Origin of the sequence: Streptomyces sp. NPDC057654, from assembly GCF_042800135.1 — a bacterium.
GTDB lineage: Bacteria > Actinomycetota > Actinomycetes > Streptomycetales > Streptomycetaceae > Streptomyces.
The window spans coordinates 1-1,830 of record NZ_JBHVHQ010001241.1 but is presented as its reverse complement, the minus strand read 5'-3'; the positions used below and the strand labels follow the sequence as shown (position 1 = coordinate 1,830).

The 1,830-nt window shown below is 71.9% G+C and carries 3 protein-coding genes and 2 pseudogenes; 4 read left to right on the top strand and 1 reads right to left on the bottom strand.

The window, feature by feature from the left end; translation table 11 throughout:
• A pseudogene (locus ACFU99_RS42425) lies at nucleotides 1–210 on the bottom strand (hypothetical protein); the annotation flags it as partial.
• A 16-nt stretch (nucleotides 211–226) separates the two neighbouring features.
• Between ACFU99_RS42425 and ACFU99_RS42420 the strand changes: the two are divergent.
• The 4 genes and pseudogenes from ACFU99_RS42420 to ACFU99_RS42405 form a co-directional block, all read left to right on the top strand.
• On the top strand, nucleotides 227–691 hold the full coding sequence (locus ACFU99_RS42420) for a hypothetical protein (protein WP_384403814.1): 465 nt from the start codon (nucleotides 227–229) through the stop codon (nucleotides 689–691).
• A 173-nt stretch (nucleotides 692–864) separates the two neighbouring features.
• A complete protein-coding gene (locus ACFU99_RS42415) occupies nucleotides 865–1,305 on the top strand; it encodes a YbaB/EbfC family nucleoid-associated protein (RefSeq protein WP_384403812.1) in 441 nt (146 codons plus the stop codon).
• On the top strand, nucleotides 1,302–1,643 hold the full coding sequence (locus ACFU99_RS42410; RefSeq protein WP_384403809.1) for a hypothetical protein: 342 nt from the start codon (nucleotides 1,302–1,304) through the stop codon (nucleotides 1,641–1,643). Before ACFU99_RS42415 ends, ACFU99_RS42410 begins: the two co-directional genes overlap by 4 nt.
• 3 nt (nucleotides 1,644–1,646) lie before the next feature.
• Nucleotides 1,647–1,830: pseudogene (locus ACFU99_RS42405) on the top strand (P-type conjugative transfer protein TrbL); the annotation flags it as partial.

Below are 1,830 nucleotides of genomic sequence, written 5' to 3'. Positions count from 1 at the left end.
AGCCTCCGCCGCGTCGGCTCCGGCTTCGACGCCGTCGCTGTCGCTGTCGTCCGTCTCGGCACCGGCACCGGCACCGGCGTCCGCGTCTGTGCCGGCCACGACGTCCGCCGCCGCCCCGGCCACGGCACCGACGTCCGCGAACGGCCCGGCAACGCATGCGTCGACGGCCTCGACGTCGGCGAAGGCGCATCCGGCAGCGGGCACGGGCACGGCGGACTCCCGGAGCATGCCCGCCGCCGCGTCCCAGACGGCCGGTGAGTCCGACGAGGCCGAAGCGTGGGACGCCTCTCTCCTCCCGCTGTTCGGGGGGCAGGGGAGCCGGCCGGAAGGGGCGTCCGGGGCGGATGCCGGGCTCCTTCGCGAGGAGTCGGTGGGCGCTGCCGGGGTGGTCGGCGCCAGCGCGTACATGACCGCTCGTGGTGCCGGCGCGGACCAGGCGTTCGCCGAGCCGACCCGGCCCGCCTGGCGTCCCAAGCCCGCTGCCGAGGGGGCTCTGGCTGTGCCGCGCAGCGAGTTCGCCTGCTCGGGGGCCGAGCCGGGGAAGCGGTCCGCCGCCGACCCCGCGGACACCGACGCCGAGAAGGACGACACAGCTCGGGGCAGGGGCAAGGGCAGGTCCAAGAAGCGCGACGAGGAGGGCGGGAGCAGCGTCGCCGACCTGTTGCGGCAGAGCGAGGACATCTGGGGGTGACGGTGTCTTCACGTGAGGATGACGCGCACGCGGGACCGAGTTTGGCCAAGTAGGCAGAACCGCCTGTCCCCGCAGTCAGGATCGTATGCTCTGCGGCCGGTTCGGCACGTCACCCACGGTTGACTGGCGGGACGGGCCGTCTGGGCGCAGGGCACAGCGTGGAAAGGAATGGAATGTCGACTCCGTACGATCAGCAGATCGAGGATCTGCTGGCCGAGTACCGCGACGCGCGTGAGCAGGCAGTCGACACGCGTCGGCAGATCAACGAGGTTCAGGCCACGGTGACCGCGCCCCGGCAGGTGGTGAAGGCGACGGTGGGCGCGCAGGGCCAGGTGCTGGCGCTGGACTTTCCCACCGGCGCCTACCGCAACATGGCGCCGAAGGACTTGTCCAGGGTCATTCGTACGACCCTCGACCAGGCCAGGGCCAAGGCGTTGTCACAGGTGATGGAGGTGGCCGTCGAGCGGCTGCCCGAGGGCATGACGCCGGTCGACATGGTGCGGGGCAACTTCGACCCGCGGGACGTGATGCCGAAGGACGTCCAGCTCCCGGACGCGGTGAAGGAGTATGTCGAGCACGGCTTCGGCCCGCAGCGCGGAGGAGTCCGGTCATGAGCGGATCGAGCGAGCCGATTCGGGTCGACACGGAGAAGCTACGGGCGGCGGAGCGCACGTTGCGGGAGCTGACCAACCACGTACAGTCGTCCGCCGAGCGATTCCGGTCGGGCAGCGACGCGTATGGCGACGTGATCGGCGGCGACAAGAACGGCAAGAAGTTCCACGGCCAGTTCGACAGCCCGCACCAGGACGCCGTCAGCGCCGGGTTCGACGCGGCCAAACTGGCGGAACGGACCACCGACGAGGTGGAACAGCTGGTCCAGGCGCTGGAGAACGTCGAACGGCAGTCCACTGAGACCGGTCAGCGGCTGACCGGGCGAAACTCCGACGGGTAGGCGATGAGCAGCGCATCCGAGGAGGCGGCGGCCGCACGACCCGCCGCCTCCGTGGCCACCCCCATGGTGCCGGTCGCGGCGGAGGGCAGGGGTTCCGCCGCGGGTTCCGGTGGGCCTGCGTCCCGGGACGCAGGCGGCGCGTCTGCCGGTGCGGTGGACGACGCGAGCGCCGACGGCGGGATGCCTC